Origin of the sequence: Bacillus glycinifermentans (genome assembly GCF_001042475.2) — a bacterium.
GTDB lineage: Bacteria > Bacillota > Bacilli > Bacillales > Bacillaceae > Bacillus > Bacillus glycinifermentans.
Genome location: NZ_LECW02000008.1, coordinates 1 through 1,234, shown reverse-complemented (window position 1 = coordinate 1,234; position 1,234 = coordinate 1). Strand labels below are relative to the sequence as shown.

The 1,234-nt window shown below is 41.4% G+C and carries 2 protein-coding genes; both read right to left on the bottom strand.

The genetic code is table 11. The annotated features are described in order from the left end of the window. Window positions 1-96: 96 nt before the first annotated feature. The gene (locus AB447_RS07515) at window positions 97-996 is read right to left on the bottom strand and encodes an IS3 family transposase (RefSeq protein WP_026113687.1); all 900 of its coding nucleotides are present in this window, start codon (window positions 994-996) and stop codon (window positions 97-99) included. Window positions 997-1,007: 11 nt separating this feature from the next. Continuing rightward, window positions 1,008-1,234: hypothetical protein (locus tag AB447_RS26505; protein ID WP_048353422.1), on the bottom strand; the 227-nt coding region annotated here is incomplete at its 5' end.

Here is a 1,234-nt window from a genome sequence, read left to right as displayed (position 1 = left end):
CGGGTTAACCCCCTAATTTTGGACACATACTACTCTTAGCTCATTATTTCATAGAATTGCTCTTTATTTTAGGTGAGGCAAGAAAATCATCCTGCCTCATACTCTCACTTCTTTAATCGTTAGCTCTTCTGTTTGGTTTCGTTGATAAAATTCATTTGGTGCTAAATCTAAAATACTCGAATGGATTCTTCGATTATTGTAGAAATCCATGTATTCAGCCACCTCATGATACGCATCTGCGTAGGAATGAAAAGCGAACCGCCTCAAACATTCATACTCTAGTAATCGGTGAAACGACTCGATATGGGCATTCATATTCGGTGTTCTCGGCGGAATGCGTTCATGTTCGATGTGGAACGTTTCACATGCTTTCTGAAACGCTAGAGAAATAAATTGTGGACCATTATCCGTTCGAATGACTGGCTTTGTTTCTCTTTCAAATTGCTGACGCTTAAACAAGGCACGCTGCACGAGTTGGCCAGCGTCGTGTCCGGTACAATGTAAACCAATATGATAATCAATGATGGAACGGTCATATACATCAATGAGCGATAGAATAAAGAAGAAACGCTCTTCACCTTCGATGTAGCCGTATTTAATATCTGCTTCCCACAGCTGATTCGATTCAGTGATGATCCGGTTCCTCGCTAATTTTCTTGGATAGTGGAACTTCACTTCTCGCTGTGGCTGTAGGATATCGAGTTCCTTACATAATCGGTACACTTTCTTTTTGTTAATCTGTAGCGCATACTCGCTTCGAAGGCGGAGGCACAACTTTCGATAGCCATAGACACCGGCTTCACCTGAGATGAGTTCCATCAGCCATTCCTGTATTTGTTCATCCGGTATTTTTTTGCCGTTCTTAGTGAGTGAATAGCCCGGAATGGGTCTGCCCTCACTTACTGACTTTTCTTCTTTCTTGTATTGATAATAGTACGTAGAAGGAGAAATCTCTAAAATCTTCAGGACTTTACGGACGGCATAACCTTTCGCAATCCACTCATTCGCTATTTCAAGCGTTTCAGTAAGTGAGGGTTCTTCTTTTTTAGTACGTCACGGAGAATGGAAATTTCTAAATCTTTTTCGCCTAACAGCTTTTTAAGCTGGTCATTCTCCTCCTCCAACTGTTTGATCCCTGAGGGAGAAACAATATCTTGAATGCCGGAATGATCTAGATTGCCTTTTTCCTGAAAAGCTTTTACCCATTTGCTTACGAGATTTGGACTGAGCTCGT